Annotated in this window: 20 protein-coding genes; 16 read left to right on the forward strand and 4 right to left on the reverse strand. The window is 63.2% G+C overall.

Annotated features, from left to right (window positions below):
* Nucleotides 1-73 precede the first annotated feature (73 nt).
* Both rpsB and tsf read left to right on the forward strand, forming a co-directional pair.
* Entirely contained in the window at nucleotides 74-853 is a 780-nt protein-coding gene (gene rpsB, locus EN869_RS14145; RefSeq protein ID WP_127226356.1) for a 30S ribosomal protein S2, read from the forward strand.
* A 121-nt stretch (nucleotides 854-974) separates the two neighbouring features.
* Nucleotides 975-1,895 (forward strand): translation elongation factor Ts, encoded by a 921-nt coding sequence (tsf, locus tag EN869_RS14150; protein WP_127226358.1) that lies wholly within the window; start codon nucleotides 975-977, stop codon nucleotides 1,893-1,895.
* 53 nt (nucleotides 1,896-1,948) lie between these two features.
* On the opposite strand, the gene EN869_RS14155 is transcribed toward tsf, so the two are convergent.
* Entirely contained in the window at nucleotides 1,949-2,875 is a 927-nt protein-coding gene (locus EN869_RS14155; RefSeq protein ID WP_127226360.1) for a LysR family transcriptional regulator, read from the reverse strand.
* Nucleotides 2,876-2,987: 112 nt separating this feature from the next.
* Here EN869_RS14155 and EN869_RS14160 point away from each other — a divergent pair, with 112 nt between their 5' ends.
* From EN869_RS14160 to lpxB, 13 genes are all read left to right on the forward strand, one after another.
* Nucleotides 2,988-3,515: a nuclear transport factor 2 family protein gene (locus EN869_RS14160; protein WP_127226362.1), complete on the forward strand. Its 528-nt coding sequence runs from the start codon at nucleotides 2,988-2,990 to the stop codon at nucleotides 3,513-3,515.
* Nucleotides 3,516-3,554: 39 nt separating this feature from the next.
* On the forward strand, nucleotides 3,555-4,664 hold the full coding sequence (locus EN869_RS14165) for an aldo/keto reductase (protein WP_127226364.1): 1,110 nt from the start codon (nucleotides 3,555-3,557) through the stop codon (nucleotides 4,662-4,664).
* 201 nt (nucleotides 4,665-4,865) lie between these two features.
* On the forward strand, nucleotides 4,866-5,588 hold the full coding sequence (gene pyrH, locus EN869_RS14170; protein ID WP_127226366.1) for a UMP kinase: 723 nt from the start codon (nucleotides 4,866-4,868) through the stop codon (nucleotides 5,586-5,588).
* A 90-nt stretch (nucleotides 5,589-5,678) separates the two neighbouring features.
* The gene (frr, locus tag EN869_RS14175; RefSeq protein WP_112102119.1) at nucleotides 5,679-6,233 is read left to right on the forward strand and encodes a ribosome recycling factor; all 555 of its coding nucleotides are present in this window, start codon (nucleotides 5,679-5,681) and stop codon (nucleotides 6,231-6,233) included.
* Nucleotides 6,234-6,263: 30 nt separating this feature from the next.
* The gene (locus EN869_RS14180) at nucleotides 6,264-6,983 is read left to right on the forward strand and encodes an isoprenyl transferase (RefSeq protein ID WP_127226368.1); all 720 of its coding nucleotides are present in this window, start codon (nucleotides 6,264-6,266) and stop codon (nucleotides 6,981-6,983) included.
* A 12-nt stretch (nucleotides 6,984-6,995) separates the two neighbouring features.
* Complete coding sequence (locus EN869_RS14185; RefSeq protein ID WP_127226370.1) at nucleotides 6,996-7,811, forward strand: phosphatidate cytidylyltransferase; 816 nt, start codon at nucleotides 6,996-6,998, stop codon at nucleotides 7,809-7,811.
* 104 nt (nucleotides 7,812-7,915) lie between these two features.
* Nucleotides 7,916-9,058, forward strand: coding sequence for an RIP metalloprotease RseP (gene rseP, locus EN869_RS14190; protein ID WP_127226372.1), 1,143 nt, complete (start codon nucleotides 7,916-7,918; stop codon nucleotides 9,056-9,058).
* Between the two features lie 218 nt (nucleotides 9,059-9,276).
* Nucleotides 9,277-11,643 carry an outer membrane protein assembly factor BamA gene (bamA, locus tag EN869_RS14195; protein WP_127226374.1) on the forward strand — a complete coding sequence of 789 codons (2,367 nt, stop codon included), beginning with the start codon at nucleotides 9,277-9,279 and terminating at the stop codon, nucleotides 11,641-11,643.
* 75 nt (nucleotides 11,644-11,718) lie between these two features.
* Nucleotides 11,719-12,774: a UDP-3-O-(3-hydroxymyristoyl)glucosamine N-acyltransferase gene (gene lpxD, locus EN869_RS14200; protein WP_127226376.1), complete on the forward strand. Its 1,056-nt coding sequence runs from the start codon at nucleotides 11,719-11,721 to the stop codon at nucleotides 12,772-12,774.
* The gene (fabZ, locus tag EN869_RS14205) at nucleotides 12,767-13,228 is read left to right on the forward strand and encodes a 3-hydroxyacyl-ACP dehydratase FabZ (protein WP_127226378.1); all 462 of its coding nucleotides are present in this window, start codon (nucleotides 12,767-12,769) and stop codon (nucleotides 13,226-13,228) included. Before lpxD ends, fabZ begins: the two co-directional genes overlap by 8 nt.
* Nucleotides 13,229-13,243: 15 nt before the next feature.
* On the forward strand, nucleotides 13,244-14,080 hold the full coding sequence (gene lpxA, locus EN869_RS14210; protein WP_127226380.1) for an acyl-ACP--UDP-N-acetylglucosamine O-acyltransferase: 837 nt from the start codon (nucleotides 13,244-13,246) through the stop codon (nucleotides 14,078-14,080).
* Nucleotides 14,067-14,984 (forward strand): UDP-2,3-diacylglucosamine diphosphatase LpxI, encoded by a 918-nt coding sequence (gene lpxI / locus EN869_RS14215; RefSeq protein ID WP_127226382.1) that lies wholly within the window; start codon nucleotides 14,067-14,069, stop codon nucleotides 14,982-14,984. Before lpxA ends, lpxI begins: the two co-directional genes overlap by 14 nt.
* Nucleotides 14,974-16,155 carry a lipid-A-disaccharide synthase gene (lpxB, locus tag EN869_RS14220; protein WP_127226384.1) on the forward strand — a complete coding sequence of 394 codons (1,182 nt, stop codon included), beginning with the start codon at nucleotides 14,974-14,976 and terminating at the stop codon, nucleotides 16,153-16,155. Before lpxI ends, lpxB begins: the two co-directional genes overlap by 11 nt.
* 66 nt (nucleotides 16,156-16,221) lie before the next feature.
* On the opposite strand, the gene gltA is transcribed toward lpxB, so the two are convergent.
* Together gltA and gltX are read right to left on the reverse strand one after the other, a co-directional pair.
* A complete protein-coding gene (gene gltA, locus EN869_RS14225) occupies nucleotides 16,222-17,550 on the reverse strand; it encodes a citrate synthase (RefSeq protein ID WP_127226385.1) in 1,329 nt (442 codons plus the stop codon).
* 182 nt (nucleotides 17,551-17,732) lie between these two features.
* The gene (gene gltX, locus EN869_RS14230; RefSeq protein ID WP_127226387.1) at nucleotides 17,733-19,157 is read right to left on the reverse strand and encodes a glutamate--tRNA ligase; all 1,425 of its coding nucleotides are present in this window, start codon (nucleotides 19,155-19,157) and stop codon (nucleotides 17,733-17,735) included.
* 103 nt (nucleotides 19,158-19,260) lie between these two features.
* On the opposite strand from gltX, the gene EN869_RS14235 reads away from it, so the two are divergent.
* Entirely contained in the window at nucleotides 19,261-21,729 is a 2,469-nt protein-coding gene (locus EN869_RS14235; RefSeq protein WP_127226389.1) for a ComEC/Rec2 family competence protein, read from the forward strand.
* On the opposite strand, the gene lexA is transcribed toward EN869_RS14235, so the two are convergent.
* Entirely contained in the window at nucleotides 21,723-22,457 is a 735-nt protein-coding gene (gene lexA, locus EN869_RS14240; RefSeq protein ID WP_127226391.1) for a transcriptional repressor LexA, read from the reverse strand. The two genes, EN869_RS14235 and lexA, sit on opposite strands and share 7 nt — an antisense overlap.
* Between the last annotated feature and the right edge of the window lie 403 nt (nucleotides 22,458-22,860).

Genomic DNA, 22,860 nt, shown 5'->3' on the forward strand with positions numbered 1-22,860 from the left:
ACCTCCGGTGGCATTAGGACATCCCGTCCGAAATGCCTGTGTCCGTGGAGGCCAACCGGAAAGGAACTAAAGAATGGCTCTGCCAGATTTCAGCATGCGCCAGCTTTTGGAAGCTGGTGTTCACTTCGGCCACCAGACCCATCGCTGGAACCCGAAGATGGCGCCCTACATCTATGGCGCCCGCAACAACATCCACATCATCGACCTGTCGCAGACGGTGCCGCTGCTGCACCAGGCGCTCAAGCAGGTGTCCGACACCGTCGCCAAGGGCGGCCGCGTGCTGTTCGTCGGCACCAAGCGCCAGGCGTCCGACATCGTCGCCGACGCCGCGCAGCGTTCGGCTCAGTACTATGTCAACTCGCGTTGGCTGGGCGGCATGCTGACCAACTGGAAGACGATCTCGAACTCGATCCAGCGCCTGCGCAAGCTCGACGAGACGCTGGCCGGCGAGGCCCAGGGCCTCACCAAGAAGGAGCGCTTGAACCTCGATCGTGAGCGCGAGAAGCTCAACAAGGCTCTCGGCGGTATCAAGGACATGGGCTCGACCCCGGACCTGATGTTCGTCATCGACACCAACAAGGAAGCGATCGCCATCCTCGAGGCCAAGCGCCTCGGCATTCCGGTCGTGGCCATCATCGATTCGAACTGCGACCCGGACAAGATTGATTTCCCGATCCCCGGCAACGATGACGCGGCGCGCGCCATCCAGCTCTATTGCGATCTGATCGCCAAGGCCGCCATCGACGGCATCGCCCGCCAACAGGGCGCGCTCGGCGTCGACATCGGCGCTTCGGCCGAGGCTCCGGTCGAGCCGGCACTCGACGCTCCGGCCACCGAAGCTCCGGAAGCTTGATAAGGAAGGCCGGGTTCCGGCCTTCCTCTTTCCAATAAATTGGCGCGCTAAAGCGCTTCTGCCGAGCGCATCACCCGAGTCCCGGTTGGGGCGTCGGCGCATTTGAAACAAAGAGGCGACAATGACGATTTCGGCTGCACAGGTCAAAGAACTCCGCGACTTGACCGGCGCGGGCATGATGGACTGCAAGGCGGCGTTGAACGAGACCAACGGCAACATGGAAGAGGCCGTCGACTGGCTGCGCAAGAAGGGTATCTCCAAGGCCGACAAGAAGGCCGGGCGCACCGCCGCCGAGGGCCTGATCGGCGTCGATGCCGGCGTGCGTGAAGCGGCCATTGTCGAGGTCAATTCCGAAACCGACTTCGTCGCCCGCAACGAGCAGTTCCAGGAACTGGTCCGCAATGTCGCGAAGGTCGCGCTCGCCTATGGCACGACCGAAGCGGTTGCCGCCGCCAAGTATCCGGGTTCCGACAAGACGGTCACCGAGACCGTCAAGGACGCGGTCGGCACGATCGGCGAGAACATCAACTTCCGCCGTTCGGCGAAGCTCACCGTGCCGCATGGCGCGGTGGCGACCTATGTCCACAACGCGGTTGCCGACGGCCTCGGCAAGCTCGGCGTGCTGGTGGCGATCGAGACCACCGGCAACGAGCATGCGGCCAACGCCTTTGCCCGCCAGGTCGCGATGCATGTCGCCGCCAGCAACCCGGTCGCGCTGAGCGCCGAGGAAGTCGATCCGGCGCTGGTCGAGCGCGAAAAGGCGATCTTCTCCGACCAGGCGCGCCAGTCCGGCAAGCCGGAAGCCATTATCGAGAAGATGGTCGAGGGCCGCCTGCGCAAGTTCTATGAAGAGGTCGTGCTTTTGAAGCAGGCCTTCGTGCTCAATCCCGACATCACCGTCGAGAAGGCACTGAAGGATGCCGAGAAGGAGATCGGCGCTCCGGCCAAGATCACCGCTTACCTGCGCTTCGCGCTCGGTGAAGGCATCGAGAAGGAAACGACCGATTTCGCGGCGGAAGTCGCGGCCGCGGTCAAGAAATAGCCTCTGATCCGGGGGAGCGCGCGGCGCTTCCTTAAGGTGAAGGGCTCACGAGCTCAGGCAACTCGGCCGGGTGTCCGCATGGATGTCCGGCCGATTTCTTGTGCGGTGTCGATAAAGGCCCTCAGCTTAGGCGCCGTCGAAGCGCGGCGCGGGAAGTAGAGGAAGAGGCCTGGCTCCTCGATCGCCGTCTGCGGCAGGATCTGGGTGAGGCGCCCGGCCGCGAGATCGGCCCGCACCAGCGGCTCGAAGACGTAGGCGAGCCCGACGCCGGCCAACGCCAGGTCGATGGCGCCAAGCGAATCCGTGACGACGGCCGTGCCGCGTGTCTCGACGACGACATCCTTGCCGTTGTCGTTCAGATCCCAGCGGTATAGCGCGCCGGATCGGACCAGCCGATAGCCTATGCAGTTGTGATTGGCGAGATCGGCCACGTCGCGCGGACGGCCGCGCTTTCCGATATAGGCAGGCGAGGCGACGACAACGGCCTTGAACGGCGGCGTCATCCTGACGGTCACCATGTCCTGCGCGATCATCTCACCCAGCCGAATGCCGGCGTCAAAACCTTCGCCGACAATATCGATAAGTCCCTGGTCGGCAACGATCTCGACCGTCACATCGGGGTAGCGTTCGGCCATGGCCGCGACCACCGGCGTGACTGCCAGGGGGATCGCTATGTTGGAGGCGTTGATCCTGAGCAGGCCGGCCGGCCTTCCCTTGATAGCGCGGATCCGGTCCATCCGCTCGGCAATGTCCTGGAGCGCTGGGGCCGCCGTCTCCACCAGCGCCTTGCCCGCTTCCGTCAGCGAAACGCTGCGCGTCGTGCGGGCGAAGAGCGGCTGGCCGACGCGCTCTTCCATCAGCCGCACCGCATGGCTGACCGCCGACGGGCTCATGCCGAGCTCAGCCGCGGCGAGCGCAAAGCCGCCGCGACGCGCCACGGCGACGACAACTGGCAGATGTGTGAGCAGATCGCGATCCATTCATGAACGATATCGCATAGTCCATGCGAACAATGCAATCTTCTCGATGTCTGCACCCTGACCTACGTTGTCCACCAACACGGTGTTGAGCCGTCACCTGAGGAGAACAGACATGAACGCCTTGAGACACGTAACTTTCGTCGCAGGCATGGCGCTGGCGCCGGTCGATGCCGGCGGCGCCGAACCGGCCGGCTGGCAGGCTCTTGCCGACGAGCGCGCGGTGATCCGCATCGCCGACGCCATCGACCGGGCGGTGGATGCGCAGGACTGGAAACTCGCCCGCAGCTATTTCGCCGACCGCGTCACCGCCGATTTCAGCAGCCTGTCCGGTCAGCCCGCGGCCAACATTGCCTCTGACGATCTGATCGGCGCCTGGGCGGGCAACCTCAAGGGCAGCAAGACCAGCCTCCATCTGCGCACCAACCATCACGTCATGCTCGAGGCCAATGCCGCGACTGTCCATTCCAACGGCTATGCCTGGAACCGGATGGAAGGCAATGGCGACCCGCTCTGGGAGGTCTGGGGCACCTATGAGCACCACCTGACGCGCTCGGCGTCTGGCTGGAAGGTCGACGGCTTCACCTTCCGCATGACGCATGAGCGCGGCAACCCATGGGTCAAGGCGACCCCCGGCCAGTGACGGTCGGCAAATTTCTCGGATCAGCATCGGAGAACCACCATGACCATGAGCTATTACACGCTTGGCAACAGTGGCCTGCGCGTCAGCCGGCTGGCGCTCGGCACCATGACCTTCGGCACCGAATGGGGCTGGGGAACAGACAGGGACACTGCCCGCGCGATCTTCGACGCCTATGTCGAAGCGGGCGGCAACTTCTTCGATACGGCCGACCTCTACACCGGCGGCACCAGCGAGACCTGGCTCGGCGAGTTCGTCGCCGAGCGCGGCCTGCGCGACAAGGCGGTGATCGCTACCAAATTCACCTTCAACGCGGAGCCGGGCAACCCCAACGCCGGCGGCAATGGCCGCAAGAACATCATGCGGGCGGTCGACGCCTCGCTGAAGCGGCTCGGCACCGACTATATCGACCTTTACCTGCTGCATGTCTGGGACAGGATCACTCCGGCTGAGGAGGTGCTGCGCACGCTGGATGACCTCGTTCGCGCCGGCAAGGTGCGCCATATCGGCCTTTCCGACGTGCCGGCCTGGTATGCCAGCCGCGCCCAGGCGGTCGCCGAACTGCGTTGCTACGAGCCGGTCTCGGCGCTGCAACTGGAATATTCGCTGGTCGAACGCACGATCGAACATGAATACGTGCCGTTCGCCACGCACCATGGCGCCGGCATCATGGTGTGGAGCCCGCTGGCCAGTGGGCTGCTCAGCGGAAAATACAAGCCGACGCAAGACGGCAATGCCGGGAGACTCGACGGTTTCCGCAACACCACGCATCCCGGCTTCCAGAAGTTCAGCGACCGCAACTGGGCGATCGTGGCGGAGCTCGAGAAGGTGGCCGCCGAGCTTGGCCGCAGCATGGCTCAGGTCGCGCTCAACTGGGTGGCGACGCAGCCCGGCATCGCCTCGGTCATTCTCGGGGCGACGAAGCTCTCACAACTGCAGGACAATCTCGGCGCGCTCGATTTTTCGATTCCCGCCGAGCTTCGCGAACGGCTGGAAAAGGTCAGCGCCGCGCCGGCACCGTTCCCGCACTCCTATTTTGGGCCCGATATCCAGGTCCGTGTGACGGGAGGCGCCGTGACCGGCGACAAGCCGGCCGGCTATTCGCCTCCGGTCGTGATCGACGGCAAGGCGGTCAGCATCTCAAGCAACTGATTGAAAAGGGCAACTGATTGAAAAAGGGCAATTGATCACAAGGCGGAACTGACCGAGAAAGCCTGGAATTTTGCGCAAGGGCGCGGCGTGACATCGCCGCGCCCTTCGTGTATCGGGTCAACCCGTCATGACAGCATCGCCGGACGAAGCGGGGGCGGGTTTAGCCTCCAAAATTGCCGCGCCGAGATTCCGAGGAACAAGATGACGGAAAAGCCCCTCTATCGACGTGTCGTGCTGAAAGCTTCGGGTGAAGCGTTGATGGGAGAGCAGCATTTCGGCATCGACGTTTCGGTGGTCGACCGCATCGCAGCCGACATTGCCGAGGCGCGCGCGCTGGGCGTCGAAGTGGGCGTCGTCATCGGCGGCGGCAACATCTTTCGCGGCGTCGCGGTGGCTTCCAAGGGCGGCGACCGCGTCACCGGCGACCACATGGGCATGCTCGCCACCGTCATCAATTCGCTGGCGCTGCGCACCTCGCTGAACAAGATCGGCGTCGATGCGGTCGTCCTCTCGGCGATCGCCATGCCGGAACTGTGCGAGAGTTTTTCCCAGCGCCAGGCGACCGCCTATATGAACCAGGGCAAGGTGGTCATCTTCGCCGGCGGCACCGGCAACCCGTTTTTCACCACCGATTCGGCCGCGGCGCTTCGCGCCGCGGAGATCGGCGCCGACGCGCTGTTCAAGGGCACGCAGGTCGACGGGGTCTATTCGGCCGATCCCAAGAAGGACCCGGACGCGGTCCGCTTCGACCGCATCAGCCACGCGGAAGTCATCAAACGCGGGCTGGCGATCATGGATACGGCCGCGATTGCACTTGCGCGCGAAAACAACATTCCGATAATCGTCTATTCGATCCACGAAAAAGGTGGTTTCGGCGACATTTTGAGGGGCGGCGGCCATTGCACGGTCGTCGCGGACAAATAATCGGGGCCGGGATCCGCTAAATGGCTACGGAGCCGTGGACGGGATAACGACACAATCATTGAACCCGGCGAACGGGTCGAGGAGATGATCATGAGTGGCGAGTACGAAGACCTGAAGCGACGCATGGACGGGGCGATCGCCGCCTTCAAGCACGATCTGGCTTCGCTGCGCACCGGGCGAGCCTCCAGCAACCTGCTCGATGCCGTCCAGGTGCAAGCCTACGGCACGGCGATGCCGATCAACCAGGTGGCTAACGTGTCGGTGCCGGAGCCGCGCATGATTTCGGTGTCGGTCTGGGACAAGTCCATGGTCAGCGCCGTCGATCGCGCCATCCGCGAAGCCAATCTGGGCTTCAACCCGATCGTCGACGGCACCACGCTGAGGATTCCGCTGCCGGAACTCAACGAGCAGCGCCGTAAGGAACTGGTCAAGATTTCGCATGGTTATGCCGAGAACGCGCGTGTCGCGGTCCGCCATGTCCGCCGCGACGGGATGGATTTCCTCAAGAAGGCTGAGAAGGATGGCACCATCAGCGAGGACGATCAGCGCAAGCGGTCCGACCAGGTTCAGAAGCTGACCGACGAGATGATCAGCAGCATCGATCACCTGCTTTCCGATAAGGAAGCTGAAATCATGCAGGTTTAGGGTCGGGTTTTCCGGCTCGAAAGCGAGATTATGGCAACGCCCGCGCATGTCGCGATCATCATGGATGGAAATGGACGCTGGGCAAAGGCGCGCGGCCTGCCGCGCCTTGCCGGCCACCGCGCCGGTGTCGAGGCCTTGCGCAAGACGGTCCGCGCCGCGCCCGAGCTCGGCATTTCCCACCTGACCGTCTACGCCTTTTCCTCGGAGAACTGGTCGCGCCCGAAATCCGAGGTCAGCGACCTCATGGGCCTGTTGAAGCTGTTCATCCGCCGCGATCTTGCCGAACTGCATCAGAACGGCGTGCGGGTGAGGGTCATTGGCGACAGGCAGGGGTTGCAGCCCGACATCAGGGGCCTGTTGCAGGAAGCCGAATCGCTGACCGCCGGCAATGAGTCGCTGACGCTCATCATCGCCTTCAACTATGGCGGCCGCGACGAGATCGTGCGTACAGCCCGCAAGCTGGCGGAGGCCGTCGCGCGCGGCGACATGGCGGGCGAGGCGATCACGGCGGAGAGCTTTGCCGCTGCTCTCGATACCCAGGGCATTCCCGACCCTGAGCTGGTGATCCGGACCAGCGGCGAGCTCAGGCTGTCGAACTTCCTTCTGTGGCAGGCCGCCTATAGCGAGCTGGTCTTCCTGCCCTGCTATTGGCCGGACTTCAGCCGGGAGCACCTGGCTGACGCCTTGCGCGACTTTGCCGGCCGTGAACGACGCTTTGGCGGGCTTGCCGCCCGCGATGTCGCGCTTTAGGCGCCGCCGCGAATGAGCAACCTCCAGCAGCGCGTCATCTCGGCAATCATGATGGCGGCTCTGACGCTTGCCGTGACCTGGCTTGGCGGGCTGCCGTTTCGCTTGTTCTGCGCAGGAATCGCTGCGCTGATCTTCTATGAATGGACGCGCATGTCGCGTCCTGGGAACGGTACGGCGCTTGGCTTTCTGCCGGAAGCGCTGATCCTGATCTTCATCGGCGCGCTGATTGCAGGCCTTCCGGCCATATGGCTGCTGCTGCTTTTCGCGATCCTCGTGGCCGGCGCTGCTATCGCCACTCGCATCCGGGGAGCTGCGCTGTGGGAGGCCTGCGGACTGGCCTACGCGGCTCTTTCCGGCTTTTCGCTCGCTTATTTGCGCGATGGCAATCATTCCGGCCTGATCGCGATTCTCTTCCTGTTCGCCGTAGTCTGGGCAACTGACATAGCGGCCTATTTCGTCGGGCGCGCGGTCGGCGGCCCGAAACTTGCGCCGTCGATCTCGCCTGGCAAGACGCAGAGCGGCGCGCTGGGTGGCGCGGCTGGCGGCGTTGTCGCCGGACTTTTGCTCGCAATCGGGGCAGGCGCCGGCAATCTCGTTCAGCTCGGTCTGGTCGCGTTGGCGCTCTCGATCGTTTCGCAGATCGGCGACCTATTCGAATCATGGGTCAAGCGCCGGCACGGCGCCAAGGATTCGAGCAACCTCATTCCTGGCCATGGCGGCGTTATGGATAGGGTGGACGGCCTTGTCGCGGCCGCGTTGGCGCTGTACGTCATCGGCTGGGTCGCGGCGGGCGCCGACCATCCGGCATTGGGGCTGTTTCCGAACTGAACAACGTTGCGGCAAGGCGAAAATCGGCACCCGCCACGGATTCGCCCGGATTGATGCCACAGTCGCGGCGGAGTGTCGCCTGCGGGCGAATTTGAGGGCATGACTTGAACGACATCTTTCACGCCGTCTTCAGCACACAAGGCTTCGTCCTTGGCACGCTCGTGCCGTTTCTGTTCGTGCTGACCGTGGTCGTGTTCGTCCACGAGATGGGGCACTATCTGATCGGCCGCTGGTGCGGCATCGGCGTGAAGGCCTTTTCCATCGGTTTCGGCCCCGAGCTGTTCGGATTCAACGATCGCCGCGGCACGCGCTGGAAACTCTGCGCCATTCCGCTCGGCGGCTACGTCAAATTCGTCGGCGACATGAACGCGACGTCGAGCCAGCCGAGCGCCGAGGAGATCGAATCGCTCACTGAAGCCGAGCGCGAGGTCGCCTTCCACACGCAGCCGATCTGGAAGCGCGCCGCGACCGTCGTTGCCGGGCCGCTGTTCAATTTCTTGCTGACGATTGCCGTGTTCGCGGTGCTGTTTTCCCTCTATGGCCGCCCGGTCCTGGAGCCGACCGTGGCCCAAGTCACCGCCGGCAGCCCGGCAGAGAAGGCGGGCATTCAGCCAGGCGACCGATTCGTCAAAGTCGACGGCAGCAAGGTGGAGACTTTCGCCGATGTGCAGCGGCTGGTTTCGGGCCGGGCAGGCGACGCCATCACCTTCACCATGCTGCGCGACGGCAAGGAGATCGAGGTGACGGCGACGCCGCAGCCCATGGAGCAGCAGGATGCGCTGGGCAACAAGGTCAAGGTCGCGGTCATCGGCGTCGTCAACAACGCCGAACTCGGCCAGCCGCGCCTGGTCTCCTATACGCCGGCCGGCGCCGTTGTGGCGGCGGTCGAGGAAACCGGGCACGTCATCCAGCGCACCGGCCAGTTCTTGCAGCGCTTTGCGCTTGGACGCGAGGACAAATGCCAGCTTGGCGGCCCGATCAAGATCGCCAAGATGTCCGGTCAGGCGGCAAAGCTGGGCTTCGAGTGGCTGGTGCAGCTTGTTGCATTTCTGTCAGTCGGGATAGGATTTCTCAATCTCCTGCCGATTCCCCCTCTCGACGGCGGCCACCTGTTGTTCTACGGCGTGGAGGCCGTCATAAGGCGGCCCGTTTCGGAGCGAATGATGGAGATGGCCTATCGGACCGGGCTGTTCCTGGTGCTCGGTTTCATGGGCTTCGTTTTTTGGAATGATCTGTTTGGGTGCTGAAATCATGAAGAAATTTGGCTTCAGCCCCACCCATATTGAGATGCCGTTTACCATGCGTGGGGATATGCGTGACGCGAAAGCCACGCGGTACGGTTAAGTAAATACAAATTAACCGGGAGCCTTGCGTGTAGGGAAAATCCGGTTAATACGGTAAGGGAAAATACCGCACGTCCGGTTTTCTCGCCGTGGGGACTACGAGAAAAAGGTACAAAAGCCCGATGAAGGCAGCATCCAAGTTTCTGAGCGCCGCTTCCGCGGCGGCTTTGTCCGCCGCTCTGGTCGTGCCAGGCGCGCTCGCAGTGCAGTTCGCTGCAACGTCGGTGGCCGAGGCCGCGGTCGTTTCGCGCGTTGAGGTCAGCGGCAACCAGCGCGTCGATGCCGAGACCATCCGCAATTACATTACGATCAAGCCGGGCAAGCCTTTCTCCAGCTCCGATATCGACGACGCCGTCAAGGCGCTGTTCGGCACCGGGCTGTTCTCGGACGTTCAGATCAACCAGGTCGGTTCGAGCCTGGTGGTCAAGGTTTCCGAGTACAAGGTCGTCAACCAGGTCCTGTTCCAGGGCAATAAGAAGATCAAGGACAACGCGCTTCAGATGGGTATCCAGCTGAAGCCGCGCGCGACCTTCTCGCAGCAGGCGCTGGACGCCGATGTCGAGGCGATCAAGACGGCCTACAAGCGTATCGGCCGCGACGACGCCGCCGTGACCACGCAGATCATGGATCTCGGCGACAACCGCGTGAACGTGGTCTTCAACATCAACGAAGGTGGCCGCACCCAGATCGCGGCGATCAACTTCGTCGGCAACCACGCTTATTCCAGCCGCCGCCTGTCGGATGTCATCAACACCAAGCGGTCGTCCTGGCTGTCCTTCGTGCTGCGCGACGACGTCTATGACGAGGACAAGCTGCGCGCCGACCAGGAGCTGCTGCGCCGCTTCTACTACAATCACGGCTATGCCGACTTCCAGGTCGTCTCGGCCGTTGGCGAGCTCGACGACGCCACCAACAAATACACGGTCACCATCACCGTGCAGGAAGGCGACCGCTACACGTTCGGCGACGTCAGCGTGGAAAGCACCATTCCGGAAGTCGACTCGAAATCGCTGGAATCCGTGGTCGAAACCCACAAGGGCGATGTCTACAACGCCAAGGACGTCGAGGATTCGATCGTCGCCTTGACAGAGAAGGTCGCGGGTTCGGGCTACGCTTTCGCCCAGGTGACACCGCGCGGCGACCGCAATTTCGAGAACCACACCATTTCGGTGGTCTACACCATCGACCAGGGAACCAAGGCCTATATTGAGCGCATCGAAATCCGCGGCAACGACCGCACGCGTGACTATGTCATCCGTCGCGAATTCGATGTCAGTGAAGGCGATGCCTTCAACCAGGTTCTCATCCAGCGCGCAAAGAAGCGGCTCGAAGGACTTGATTACTTCCAGTCTGTCGACATTTCGACGGTTCCTGGCTCGGCGCCTGACCAAGTCGTGCTGGTCGTGACCGTGGTCGAGAAGTCGACCGGCGAGTTCTCTGTCGGTGCCGGCTATTCGACCGGCGGCGACACGCCCGGCCCGTCGGTCGAAGGTTCGGTCACCGAGCGCAACTTCCTCGGCCGTGGCCAGTACATCAAGCTATCAGCCGGTGGCGGCAGGCATTCACGCGACTATGCCGTTTCCTTCACCGAGCCTTACTTCCTCGGCCGACGCATTGCGGCGGGTTTCGATATCTACAAGTCGACCCGCGAGTACGACCACTACGACACCAACACTACGGGCGCGACTATTCGTTTTGGCCTGCCGATCACCGACAGCATCTCGACCCAGCTGGCCTACAACATCTCCCAAGAGAAGTATTCTCTCGCGGATGGATGTGTGGATTCCACCGGGGCCTATGATCCAACCAAGTGCACCATTTCCACGGCAATTCTTAATGGCATTGCCGAAAGCCCATGGCTCAAGTCTTCCGTCAGCCTGGGGGTAGTCTACAACACTATCGACGACATGAAGAACCCGCATGAGGGTCTTTATGTCACCGGTACTACCGAATTTGCCGGCCTCGGTGGCGATGCCAAGTGGGTGAAGGTGACCGGGCGCGGCAGCGTTTACCAGACCTTGTCGGAACAGCTGGACCTGGTTGGCTTGGTTTCCGGCGGCGCCGGCTATATAGCGGGCTATGGCAGCAACGATCTGCGTATCTTTGACTACTTCCAGAGCAACGATCGAATGATCCGCGGTTTCGAGTATGGCGGTATCGGCCCCGTAGCTACTGGGGGCAGTGGCGACCATCTCGGTGGCACGACTTACTTCAATGCCTCCGCCGAAGCCCAGTTCCCGTTGCCGGTCATCCCGGAAAGCTTCGGATTGCGCGGTGCTGTGTTTGCTGATGCAGCAACGCTTTATGGCAACAAGCTTGCCGGTGTCGACCCGTCTTCAGAAGGCATGAAACTGCGCGCCTCGGTCGGTCTCGGTCTGATGTGGGCTTCGCCGTTCGGTCCGATCCGCATCGACTATGCGATCCCGGTCAAGAAAGAGTCGACCGACAACGTGCAGGAATTCAACTTCGGTATTGCGACCCGCTTCTGATTTCGTGGTTGCGAGTCCGGGCCAGCTGACGGCCCGGACTAGACTGATCCGACCCAGCTGGATATTGCTTCTGGAATGACCGATCCGGTGTTCTTCGCGCCTTCACGCCGGTATACGGCCGGCGAGGTCGCGAATCTGACCGGCGCCAGCCTGCTCGATTCCGCTCAGGCCGAAATTGCCATCGAGGCATTGGCTCCGGCCAATGAGGGTGGCAACGGCGCGCTCGTCTTTGTCGACGGCAAGCGCAATTTCGCCTTGATGCCGTCGCTCAGGGCGGCGGCGGTCCTGTGCCCCGCCGATTTTGCCAGCAAGGCGCCGCCGGGCATGGCGGTGCTAATGCATCCCCGCCCGCAACAGGCATTCGCGATGGTTGGACGCCTGCTGTTTCCGCACGCCGCTACACCGGGACCGATGACCGGAGAAACCGGGATTTCGGCGCACGCATTTGTCGATCCATCCGCGCGTATCGAGGAAGGGGCGATTATCGAGGCGGGCGCCGTGATCGGTCCGGGCGCATCCATCGGCAGCGGCACGGTCATTGCGCCGCATGCCGTCGTTGGCCGTTCCTGCCAGATCGGCCGCGACGGCTATATAGGGCCCGGCGCGAGCATCCAATACGCACTCCTCGGCAATCGCGTCATCATCCATGGCGGCGCCAGGATCGGCCAGGACGGTTTCGGCTTCGTCGGCGGCGCCAAGGGGCCAGAACGGGTGCCGCAGATCGGCCGCGTCATCATCCAGGACGACGTGGAGATCGGCTCCAATTCGACTGTAGACCGCGGCGCGATGTCCGATACCATCATCGGCCAGGGTACCAAGATCGACAATCTGGTGCAGATCGCCCACAATGTTCGCATCGGCCGCAATTGCATTATAGCCGGGCTTTCGGGTATTTCCGGTTCCGTCGTCGTCGGCGATAACGTCACCATGGGTGGCGGTGTCGGTCTTGCCGATCATTTGACCATCGGGCCAGGAGCCAAGCTTGCTGCGAGAAGTGGATTCATGAACAACGTGCCGGCAGGCGAGGTCTGGGGAGGTTACCCGGCACAGCCGATGGCGGAAGCCATGCGCGAGATAGCGATGCTGCGCAAGATGGCCAGGACGCGCAAGCAAGGCGACGGAAATGGCTGATATGGTGGCAACGACACTCGAGGCGGTCGACATCATGGGGCTGATGAAGCTCCTGCCGCACCGCTATCCGTTCCTGCTGATCGATCGCATCGTCGACATCGACGGCGACGAGTCCGCGGTCGGCATCAAGAACGTGACCATCAACGAGCCACATTTCCAGGGCCATTTTCCCCAGCAACCGGTCATGCCCGGCGTGCTCATCATCGAGGCCATGGCTCAGACCGCCGGCGCGATCTGCATTCGCACCCTCAACGCGGAAAAGCCGTCCCTTGTTTATTTCATGACCATAGACAATGCGAAATTCCGCAAACCGGTGGTTCCGGGCGATCAGCTCAGGATCCACGTCAAGAAGATCAAGAAGCGCGGCAACCTGTTGAAATTCGCCTGCGAGGCGATGGTTGACGGCGCGAAAGCCGCCGAAGCGGAGGTTTCCGCCATGATGATTACCGAATGACGATTTGAAATGCTCATGAAAGTCGCGACTACCATCCATCCTTCCTCGATCGTCGAGGAAGGAGCCCGGCTCGGCGAAGGCGTCCGTATCGGACCCTTCTGCCATGTCGGCGCCGACGTAATCATCGGCGATCGCGTCGAAACGGTCAGCCATGTGTCGGTAATGGGGGCCACCACTATCGGGGCCGGAACGAAAGTCTATCCGATGGCGACGCTCGGCGCGCCGCCGCAGAACACCAAGCACAAGGGCGGCCGCACGACGCTTATCATCGGTGAAAACTGCACCATCCGCGAAGGCGTCACCATGCATGTTGGCACGGATTCCAGCCGCGGCGAGACCACGGTCGGCGACAACGGCAATTTCCTCGCCTATGCGCACATCGCCCATGATTGCGTCGTCGGCAAGAACGCCACTTTCGCCAATGGTGCAACGCTCGGCGGCCATTGCGAGATAGGCGACAACGTCTATATCGGCGGCCTGACCGCCGTTCACCAGTTCGTGCGCATTGGCGACAACGCTTTCATCGGCGGCTGCTCGGCGGTTGTCGGCGATATCATTCCCTATGCGATCGCTGCGGGCAATCGCGCCAAGCTGCGCGGCCTGAACATCATCGGGCTCAAGCGCTCCGGCCTGCCGCGCTCGGACATCTACCTGCTGCGCAACGCTTACAAGGCGATTTTCGATCGTTCCCGTACTGTCGGCGAGAATGTAGAACTCGCCAAGGCCGAGTTCACAGGGTCGCCGACGGCCATGAAGATCATCGATTTCATCACCAGTCGCGGCAAACGGCACTTTGCCGTCCCATCGCTCAAGGGTGGCGACGACGACGACAATGGCGATGACGAGGGCTGAGCCCGCAACGACGCGGTTTTCACTCGCGCCGGGCTCCAGGGTCGGCATCATCGCCGGTGGCGGAAGCCTGCCCGTCGAAATCGCCGACGGCCTCGTCAGGCATGGTTTTGTGCCTTTCATCATCATCGCCGAGGGCGAGGTCGACCGCGAGGCTGACTTTGCCGCCTACGACCAGGAAAGGCTTGCGCTGGAAGATATCGGGTTGCTGTTCCCCTTGCTGAAGCGTCAGGGCATCACGCATCTGGTGCTGGCCGGCGAGATCAAGCGCAGGCCGCGGCTCAGCAAGATAAGGCCGACACTTGGCCTGCTCGCGATCATTCCCTTAGTGATCAGAGCCTTGCGGCGCGGCGACGATGGCCTGCTTAAGCTGTTGACTCGAGCGCTCGAAGCACGAGGCGTCAAGGTCGTCGGCGCGCATGAAGTCGTGCCGGAACTGACAGCCGGCGAAGGTGCGTTGACGGCGGCCGAGCCAAATCAATCGGACTGGCGCGACATCGAGGCCGCGCGCAAGGCAGCCAAAGCCATTGGCGCTCTCGATATCGGCCAGGCGGCGATCGCGATCGGAGGTCGAGCCGTCGCGTTGGAAGGCATTGAGGGCACCGCCGGCCTGCTCGACAGAACGCGGGAATTGCGCGGCCACGGCAGGTTGGCCGGCAAGGCGCGCGGCGTGCTGGTCAAATGCGCCAAGCCGGGCCAGGAATTGCGCGCCGACTTGCCCTCCATCGGTCCGCAGACGGTCGAGGCCGCGCATGCGGCGGGCCTTGCCGGCATAGCCGTCGAGGCCGGACGCTCACTCATCCTGGAAGGCCCGGCCACGCTTGTGCGCGCCAACGCGCTTGGTCTGTTCATTGTTGGTCTGCCTTCGACGGAGCAGGGCAATGGGGAGCCGGCTAATGGCCGCTGACAAGCCGCTCAAGCTCGCAATCGTGGCGGGCGAAGAATCCGGCGATCTGCTCGGCGCCGATATCGTGCGGGCGCTCGAGCGTACGACCGGCCGCAAGGTTCAGCTCGTCGGCATCGGCGGCAGGCACCTGCAGCAATTGGGACTGGCGCCGCTCTTCGACGGCAGCGAGATCGCATTGATGGGTTTCAGCGCGGTGCTGCGCGACCTGCCGCGGCTGATGCGCCGCATCAGCCAGACGGCGGCGACGATCGCGGCCGAGCGGCCTGACTGCCTGGTCACCATCGACAGTCCGGATTTTTCGCTGCGCGTCGCCAAGAAGGTCCGCGCCGCGGCACCGTCAATCCCGATCGTCCATTATGTCTGCCCAAGCGTATGGGCCTGGCGGCCGGGCAGGGCGGTGGCGATGAAGCCCTATGTCGACCACATTCTCTGCATCCTGCCGTTCGAGGTGAAGGCGCTTGCCCGCCTCGGTGGGCCGCCCGGCACTTATGTCGGTCACCGGCTGACGCGGGATCCGGGCGTGCTTGCCGCCGCCAAGGCGCAGGGCCAGCCGCGCGACCTTGCCGACGATCGCGTCAAGACGGTGCTGGTGCTGCCCGGCTCGCGCCGCGGCGAGGTCCGCCGGCTCATGGAACCCTTCGGCAAGGCGATGTCGGCACTGCGCCAGCGCGGCCATCGCCTGCGCCTGCTGTTGCCGACGGTGCCGCATGTCGCCGAACTGGTGAAGGCGTCGGTCGCAAGCTGGGACGATAAGCCGGAAATCATCTCCGAGCCGGAACGCAAATGGCAGGCTTTCGGGAAAGCCGATGCCGCACTGATTGCGTCCGGAACGGTGTCGCTCGAGCTGGCGCTGGCCGGCGTGCCGATGGTTTCCTGCTACAAGCTCGATCCGATCGCGCGCCAGCTTCTGCAGCATCTGGTCACGACATGGTCGGCGCTGCTGCCCAATTTGATCTCCGACCGCGCGCTGGTTCCGGAATTCTACGACCAGTATGTCCGGCCGGAGAACCTTGCCCGGCAACTGGAAGCCTTGCTTACTGACACCGGCATGCGCGCCTGGCAAAAGGCGGGCTTTGCCGAGATCGCCCGGCGCATGGCGACCGAGCGGCCCTCCGGCGATATCGCCGCCGAGGTGGTGATGGGGTGCATCAAGAGAGCGAACAGGGAGTAGTCAGTAGTGAGTAGTTTGGAGCGATAGCTCACTACTCACTACTGACTTTTTCTTTTCTCTACTCACTCAACGCTTAGCAATCGGCACGTAGTCGCGTTCCGTGGCGCCGGTGTAGAGCTGGCGCGGACGGCCGATCTTCTGGTGCGGATCCTCGATCATTTCCTTCCACTGCGCGATCCAGCCGACGGTACGGGCAACCGCGAACAGCACGGTGAACATGGTGGTGGGGAAGCCCAGCGCCTTCAGCGTGATGCCGGAATAGAAGTCGACATTCGGATAGAGCTTCTTTTCGATGAAGTAGGCGTCGGTCAGCGCGATCTTCTCCAGCTCCATCGCGATGTCGAGCAGCGGATCGTCCTTGATGCCGAGCTCGCCCAGCACCTCATGCGCGGTCTTCTGCATGATCTTGGCGCGCGGATCGTAGTTCTTGTAGACGCGATGGCCGAAGCCCATCAGCCGGAACGGATCGTTCTTGTCCTTGGCGCGGGCAATGAACTCCGGAATGTGATCGACATGGCCGATCTCACCCAGCATGTTCAGCGCCGCCTCGTTGGCGCCGCCATGCGCCGGGCCCCACAGGCAGGCGATGCCGGCGGCGATGCAGGCGAAGGGATTGGCGCCTGACGAGCCGGCGAGGCGAACGGTCGAGGTCGAGGCGTTCTGCTCATGGTCGGCGTGCAGGATGAAGATGCGCTCCATGGCGCGTGCCAGCACAGGGTTGATTTTGTACTCCTCGCACGGCACGGCGAAGCACATATGCAGGAAGTTGGCCGCGAAGCCGAGATCGTTCTTCGGATAAATGAAGGGCTGGCCGATGTGGTATTTATAGGCCATTGCCGCGATCGTCGGCATCTTGGCGATCAGGCGCATCGAGGCGACCATGCGCTGATACGGGTCGGAGATGTCGGTCGAGTCGTGATAGAAGGCCGACAGCGCTCCAACCACGCCGCACATGACGGCCATCGGATGCGCGTCGCGGCGGAAGCCGGTGAAGAAGCGCGACATCTGCTCATGCACCATGGTGTGGCGGGTCACGCGGTAATCGAAATCCTCCTTCTGCGCCTTCGTCGGGAGCTCGCCGTAGAGCAGCAGGTAGCAGACCTCGAGGAAGTCGCCGTGTTCGGCAAGCTGGTCTATCGGATAGCCGCGATGCAGCAGGATGCCCGCATCGCCGTCGATGAAGGTGATCGCCGACTCGCAGCTTGCGGTTGAGGTGAAGCCCGGATCGTAGGTGAAGGCGCCGGTCGTGCTGTAGAGCGCGCCGATGTCGATGACGTCTGGTCCGGTCGAGCCGCTTCGCACCTTGAATTCGTGCGTCTTGCCGGCGAGTTCGAGCCTGGCGGTCGACCCTTCCGCCTTGCTGCCGGGTTCCAGTTTTGTCGCAGCTTCGCTCATTCTCAAACTCCTTTTGTATCCCTCATGCCGGCAAGGCAATTCCTGCAAGCGGCACGTCGAAGTCACCGGAATGCGCGAACTCGCCACCGCATTTTAGGAGGTGCGTGCCAGATTGGGCCAAGGCCTAATGTTGCACTGCGAAACACACCTTTCAATGCCAATCTTCTTGGGCCAGTTCGCTCCTAATCGATTTGATCTCCAATGCGCGCCAGGCTTTCCTGGCGTCCCAGCACGGCAAGCACGTCGAACACGCCGGGCGAGGTGCTGCGGCCCGTCAGCGCAGCCCGCAGTGGTTGGGCCACGGCGCCGAGCTTGTGCCCGCCGGCCTGCGCGAACTCGCGGATCGAAGCCTCCGCCGAGGCTGCGTTCCACTCGCCTTGGACGGAAGACAATGCGCCATGCGCGCCGCGCAAGATCGCGCGCGCATCAGCGCTGAGCAGGCCGGCCGCCTTCTCGTCCAGCGGCAACGGCCGCTCGGCGAACAGGAAGGCCGCGCCGTCGACCAGCTCGACCAGAGTCTTGGCCCGCTCCTTGAGGCCGGGCATCGCGGCAAGCAGCTGCGCCTTGCGCCTGTCGTCGAGCTTCGCGGCAAGCGCCGGGCCGCCTTCCAGATAGGGCAGGGTAGCGACGAAGATGTCGAACAGCGCGTGATCGTCCATCTTGCGCATATGGACACCATTCAGCGCCTCGAGCTTGGCGAAGTCGAAGCGGGCCGCGCCCTTGTTGACGTCGCCAATGTCGAACCAGGCGACCATGTCCGCGATGGACATCACCTCGTCGTCGCCATGGCTCCAGCCGAGCCTTGCCAGATAGTTGAGCAGGGCCTCCGGCAGATAGCCCATGGCGCGATAGGCCTCGACGCCGAGCGCGCCGTGGCGCTTCGACAGCTTGGCGCCGTCGGCCCCATGGATCAGCGGGATGTGCGACATAGACGGCACTGCCCAGCCCATGGCGTTGTAGATCACCGTCTGGCGCGCCGCATTGGTCAGGTGATCGTCGCCACGGATGATGTGCGTGACGCCCATGTCGTGGTCGTCGACGACGACGGCATGCATATAGGTCGGATTGCCGTCCGAACGCAGGATGATGAAGTCGTCGAGGTCCTTGTTCGGGAAGCGCACCTCGCCCTGCACGCGATCCTGCACGACGGTCTCGCCCTCGGTCGGCGCCTTGATGCGGATCGCGCCCCTGACGCCTGCCGGCGCCTCGGATGGGTTGCGGTCGCGCCACTGGCCGTTGTAACGCGGCGGCAGGCCTTTGGCGCGGGCGGCCTCGCGCATGGCATCGAGTTCCGCCGGCGTCTCGTAGGCATAGTAGGCCTTGCCCAGCCGCACCAACTCCTCGGCCACCTCGCGATGGCGCGGGGCGCGCTCGAACTGCGACACGGCTTCGCCATCCCAGGAGAGGCCGAGCCAGGTCAGTCCGTCGAGTATGGCAGCCGTGGCGGCCTCGGTGGAGCGTTCGCGATCGGTGTCCTCGATGCGCAGCAGCATCGTGCCGCCGGTATGCTTGGCATAGAGCCAGTTGAACAGCGCTGTGCGTGCCCCGCCAATATGCAGGTAGCCGGTGGGCGAGGGGGCAAAACGGGTGACGACCTTGTCGGACATGGAACTCTCGAAGAAGCACTGAAAAAATGTATGTTTCGCGCGGACTTTCGCGCTTTGCGCGTTCATGTAGCATAGGCGGTCTGGGGCGCAAGGGGCAGACCCGATGGCTGGACGTGGCCGGGGTGCGGGAGAGGGCGAGGGAATTACAGCTGGCGTCAGCGAACGCCTGATGTTTACCCATGCGGATCCCACCGGGGAAGTCCCGCTTTCGCTTCGGGAACTCCGTTCACCAGCCGGGCTATCGCCGCCCAGTGGCGGTGCGCTGCAGCCAGCCTCGCCAACAGGCACCGTAGGCCGAATCCGCAAACAGCTTGGCCGCGCTTCGCTTCCTGCGTTGCGCCGAAGCGTTGCGGTCGCCGCCGCCACCGAGATGGACCGCGGCATCGGCTTCCTTTTGATGCCGGTGTTTCTGGCCGCCGGCGTCATCTATTACTTCTCGCTGAGCACCGAGCCCGATCTCTACCGGCCGCTTGCGGCGGTGGCCCTGATGGCCGTCTGCGCGGCGGTGTCGCGTTCCTGGCAGAGAACGCATCTTGTCTTCATGGCCACGCTTTTCTGCGCGCTCGGCTTTCTCGCGGCCAAGGTGGAGACCTGGCGGATGGCGACGCCGATGCTGGGGTCCGAAATCCAGACCCGGCTGACCGGCCGCCTCGTCACCGCCGAGGCGATGGCCAATGGCCGTGTGCGGCTGACCATCGATCTCATGTCCACGGAGCATCCGACGCTGCGCTACGCGCCGGATCGCGTCAGGGTTTCGGCGCGCAGGATCCCGCCCGGCATGACGGCCGGGTCGATGCGGACCGGCTATGTCAAGCTGCTGCCGCCGACCGGCCCGGTTCGGCCGGACAGCTACGACTTTTCCTTCGACAGCTATTTTAGCGGCATAGGCGGCAGCGGTTTTTTCCTGGGCGATCCAAAGCTGTTAGCTCCGGCTTCGACGGCGCCAACGGGGGCACCCTTCGGCGCACGCGTCGCGTCTGCCGTGGAAAATGCGCGCGAAGGGATCGCCGGTCACATCAGGAACAGTATCGGTGGTTCCGAAGGCGAAATCGCGGCGGCGCTGATCGTCGGCGTGCGCGCCGGCATTCCGGACGAAATCAACGAGTCGATGCGGCGCACCGGCATCTATCACATCATCTCGATCTCCGGCCTGCACATGGCGCTGGTCGCCGGCACGATCATGTTCCTGCTGCGAGGCGCTTTCGCGCTGTTTCCGGATTTCTCGTCGCGCCGGCCGGTGAAGAAATATGCCGCGGCGATCGCGCTTGCCTCGATCGCCGCCTACCTCGTCATCTCCGGCATCGTGGTGGCGGCCGAGCGAAGCTTCATCATGCTCGCCGTGATGCTGGTCGCCGTGCTCTTCGATCGCGCGGCGTTGACGATGCGCAACCTGGCGATCTCGGCGATCGCCGTCATCCTTGTCTCGCCGCACGAAGTGGTCGGCCCGAGCTTCCAGATGTCCTTCGCGGCCACCGCCGCGCTGGTCGGCGCCTATGCCGGCTTTGCCGATTATCGCGCCGGCAAAGCGACCGCGCCGCCGGCAAAGCGTTCGTTCCTCGGATACCTGTCGCGAAAACTGGCGGTTGGCGTGGGTGGCGCCGCAGTAACCTCGCTCATCGCGGGCAGCGCGACATTGCTGTTTGCGATCTGGCACTTTCAGCGCGTGTCGCCGCTCAGCCTGCTGGCCAACCTGGCGGTGATGCCTATCGTCTCGCTGATCGTCATGCCGTTCGCCGTGTTGAGCGCGCTCGCCATGCCCTTCGGCTTCGACGGTCCCTTCCTCTATGTGATGGGCAAGGGCCTGACAGCGATGATTGCCATTTCGGCATGGATTTCCGAGCGCTCGCCGGTCGATGCCGTGGGATTGATCTCGATCCAGTCGGTGCTGCTGGCGACAATCGCGCTCGTCATCGCGACCATGGCCACCACCTGGCTAAGGCTCGCCGCTGTTCCCTTCGCTCTCGCCGCGCTGCTGGCGATCCCGCATGTGCGCACGCCGGATGTGCTGATCTCGGAGGACGCGCATCTGGTGGCGATGCCGATCGGCGGGGGCGAGCTTGCCGTCAACCGCGAACGCTCCAACGAGTTCACCACCGACAATTGGAAGCGGGCGCTGAAGGCCGAGGCAATCGTGCCGCCCGAGACATTCGCCAAGGATGCTCTCGATATCGCCGACCCGGTCGACCTGCCGCCAGGCTCGCCCTTCTATTGCACCGGCGACCTCTGCATTGGCCGGCATCCTTCCGGCGCGATCGTCGCGCTCGCCGAAAACCGCGACAGCGCACGAGCGGCCTGCGGCTTTGCCGACCTTATCGTCATCAATGACGCCACGGCCTATAATCCCTGTTGGGATCCGCGCGTGCTGGTGGTCACCAAGCGCCAACTGGCGCGTGACGGCAGTGCCGCCGTCTTCTTCGATCCGCAATCGGCGACCGCGCGAGCAGCCATCCAATATGCCGTCGAAGAGCCATACCGGCCCTGGCACGAACAGCGCAACTACACACGTGAGGCGAGGGGACTGCCGCCTTATGAAAAGCCCGACAGGGCCAAGCCCTCGCAGCCGGATCAGTAGCGGCGGATTAGTCCGACGAGCTTGCCCTGCACCTTGACCCGATCCGGCCCGAAGATGCGGGTCTCATAGGCCGGGTTGGCGGCTTCCAGCGCGATCGAGGCGCCTTTGCGGCGGAAGCGCTTGAGCGTTGCCTCCTCGTCATCGACCAGCGCCACCACGATCTCGCCCGGGCTTGCCGTGTTGGCATTACGGATGATGACAGTGTCGCCGTCGAAGATGCCGGCCTCGATCATCGAGTCGCCCTTGACCTCCAGCGCATAGTGTTCGCCGCCCATGATCATATCCGGCGGCACGGTGATCGAATGCGTCTGATGCTGGATGGCGTCGATCGGCACACCGGCGGCGATGCGTCCCATCACCGGAATGGATACGGCGGAAACGGCGTCGTCGTCATTGCTGGGTGTCGGCGTACGCGAGGGCGCTGCCGGCTTCACCTGGCGGCTTAGATTGCCCTGGCCGCCTTGAATGACGCTCGGCGAAAACTTCTTCGCGGCATTCAGGCCGGGGGCAATCGAGTCGGGTAGGCGCAAGACCTCCAACGCGCGCGCCCGGTTCGGCAGCCGGCGAATGAAGCCGCGTTCTTCCAGCGCCGTGATCAGCCGATGGATACCGGACTTCGAGGCAAGGTCGAGCGCTTCCTTCATCTCGTCGAAGGATGGAGGAATCCCGCTCTCCTTCAGACGTTCATGGATGAACATCAGGAGTTCATGTTGTTTGCGCGTCAGCATCGGCGACCCCCACGGGTTCTGAAACCAGAATCGGAAAAACAAACCCAGAACAAACACTATCTGTTCCAGTTGTGTTCCGCAACCGTTTAAAGTTTAATGAATTTCTTAAGGCTGCCGAAAGAATGTTGCATCGGACGGTGCCCGGCCGCCGCTGGCTGGGCTGTGTCATTGATTCCGCTCGATTTTGCAATTCTCCTTAAGCTGAAATTCACAGCCGACACCGCCGGAGGTGCTGAAGGGATCCCGTCAGCTGACCTATTCATGTACCGCACCGTGAACGAAACGAACCCAAAATGCCAACCTTGGCCATGATTCCGATCCTCAGCCCTTGCCGTCTATGGACCAGGTAACACAGGACAAAAGGTTCTTGCCGTGCCGCGGACGGTGATGAGACAACCGCCTC

This window comes from Mesorhizobium sp. M2D.F.Ca.ET.226.01.1.1 (assembly GCF_004022705.2).
Classification (GTDB): domain Bacteria; phylum Pseudomonadota; class Alphaproteobacteria; order Rhizobiales; family Rhizobiaceae; genus Mesorhizobium.

Excerpts from the sequence above, each read along its gene's own strand:
- rpsB (WP_127226356.1), top strand. The coding sequence starts at position 74 with ATGGCTCTGCCAGATTTCAGCATGCGCCAGCTTTTGGAAGCTGGTGTT.
- tsf (WP_127226358.1), top strand. The coding sequence starts at position 975 with ATGACGATTTCGGCTGCACAGGTCAAAGAACTCCGCGACTTGACCGGC.
- EN869_RS14155 (WP_127226360.1), bottom strand. The coding sequence starts at position 2,875 with ATGGATCGCGATCTGCTCACACATCTGCCAGTTGTCGTCGCCGTGGCG.
- EN869_RS14160 (WP_127226362.1), top strand. The coding sequence starts at position 2,988 with ATGAACGCCTTGAGACACGTAACTTTCGTCGCAGGCATGGCGCTGGCG.
- EN869_RS14165 (WP_127226364.1), top strand. The coding sequence starts at position 3,555 with ATGACCATGAGCTATTACACGCTTGGCAACAGTGGCCTGCGCGTCAGC.
- pyrH (WP_127226366.1), top strand. The coding sequence starts at position 4,866 with ATGACGGAAAAGCCCCTCTATCGACGTGTCGTGCTGAAAGCTTCGGGT.
- frr (WP_112102119.1), top strand. The coding sequence starts at position 5,679 with ATGAGTGGCGAGTACGAAGACCTGAAGCGACGCATGGACGGGGCGATC.
- EN869_RS14180 (WP_127226368.1), top strand. The coding sequence starts at position 6,264 with ATGGCAACGCCCGCGCATGTCGCGATCATCATGGATGGAAATGGACGC.
- EN869_RS14185 (WP_127226370.1), top strand. The coding sequence starts at position 6,996 with ATGAGCAACCTCCAGCAGCGCGTCATCTCGGCAATCATGATGGCGGCT.
- bamA (WP_127226374.1), top strand. The coding sequence starts at position 9,277 with ATGAAGGCAGCATCCAAGTTTCTGAGCGCCGCTTCCGCGGCGGCTTTG.
- lpxD (WP_127226376.1), top strand. The coding sequence starts at position 11,719 with ATGACCGATCCGGTGTTCTTCGCGCCTTCACGCCGGTATACGGCCGGC.
- fabZ (WP_127226378.1), top strand. The coding sequence starts at position 12,767 with ATGGCTGATATGGTGGCAACGACACTCGAGGCGGTCGACATCATGGGG.
- lpxA (WP_127226380.1), top strand. The coding sequence starts at position 13,244 with ATGAAAGTCGCGACTACCATCCATCCTTCCTCGATCGTCGAGGAAGGA.
- lpxI (WP_127226382.1), top strand. The coding sequence starts at position 14,067 with ATGACGAGGGCTGAGCCCGCAACGACGCGGTTTTCACTCGCGCCGGGC.
- lpxB (WP_127226384.1), top strand. The coding sequence starts at position 14,974 with ATGGCCGCTGACAAGCCGCTCAAGCTCGCAATCGTGGCGGGCGAAGAA.
- gltA (WP_127226385.1), bottom strand. The coding sequence starts at position 17,550 with ATGAGCGAAGCTGCGACAAAACTGGAACCCGGCAGCAAGGCGGAAGGG.
- gltX (WP_127226387.1), bottom strand. The coding sequence starts at position 19,157 with ATGTCCGACAAGGTCGTCACCCGTTTTGCCCCCTCGCCCACCGGCTAC.
- EN869_RS14235 (WP_127226389.1), top strand. The coding sequence starts at position 19,261 with ATGGCTGGACGTGGCCGGGGTGCGGGAGAGGGCGAGGGAATTACAGCT.
- lexA (WP_127226391.1), bottom strand. The coding sequence starts at position 22,457 with ATGCTGACGCGCAAACAACATGAACTCCTGATGTTCATCCATGAACGT.